This window comes from Ferroplasma sp. Type II (assembly GCF_000496155.1).
The window spans coordinates 4,108-4,945 of sequence record NZ_KI542817.1 but is presented as its reverse complement, the minus strand read 5'-3'; the positions used below and the strand labels follow the sequence as shown (position 1 = coordinate 4,945).

1 protein-coding gene is annotated in these 838 nt (G+C 37.5%); it reads left to right on the top strand.

Translation table 11 applies throughout. The annotated features are described in order from the left end of the window. Positions 1 to 838, top strand: an 838-nt coding sequence (locus tag AMDU4_RS12995) for a peptidase dimerization domain-containing protein (protein ID WP_290705403.1), incomplete at both ends; no start/stop codon positions are given.

Sequence of the window (838 nt, the reverse complement as noted above, 5' to 3'; positions counted from 1 at the left end):
AATGCAGGTATACGGTATAAAACTACTTGAAAACACAGTTCCGGATATATGGAAAAAATTAACCGTAACACAGACGGTCGTCCCTGATGAGGAAACGGTTGGAAATAAAAATGCTGGAGTGTATTATCTTGTTGAATCGGGTAAGATCTCCAGAGAAAATACAGATTTCGTGATTTATACTGAACCGCTGGGAGTTAACAACATATGCTATGGCCACCGCGGTGCTATATTTATAACTGTAAAGGTTATAGGCAAAAAGAGCCATGGTTCAATGGCATATCTCGGAAAGGACGCGATAGCAGGTACTATAGAGCTTATAAGCATTATAAATAAATATGGAAAGAAAATTGAGAAATCAAGGATTTCAAAATACAATGTAATTCCACCCGGTTCAAAAAAGCCTGGTCTGGCAATAGGTTATTTAAAATGTGGTACATGGGCTAACACCATAGCGGATGAATGCGAATTTTCTATTTATCGAAGATTGATACCGGAAGAAAAATTAAGTGAGGAAAAAGACAAACTATACGATTTAATTATGGACTATGCAAAAAGTTCTGGGTATGAAGTCAGGATCAATGAACATTATATAACTGATAGCATAATAGAGAATACAGAAAATCAATTTTACCGTCTTTTCAGGACAGGCCTTGGGGAAGCCCTTGGAAGTGAACCGGAATTAGTTCTCTCTCCAGGAACATTTGATATGAGATTCACACATCAGGCAGGAATTCCGTCGCTTAATTACGGCCCTGGAATCCTTGAGGAATCTCACATGAATGATGAAAAAATATTGATTAATGATCTTAAGAAATCCATCGTTGGCTTTGCTGCANGT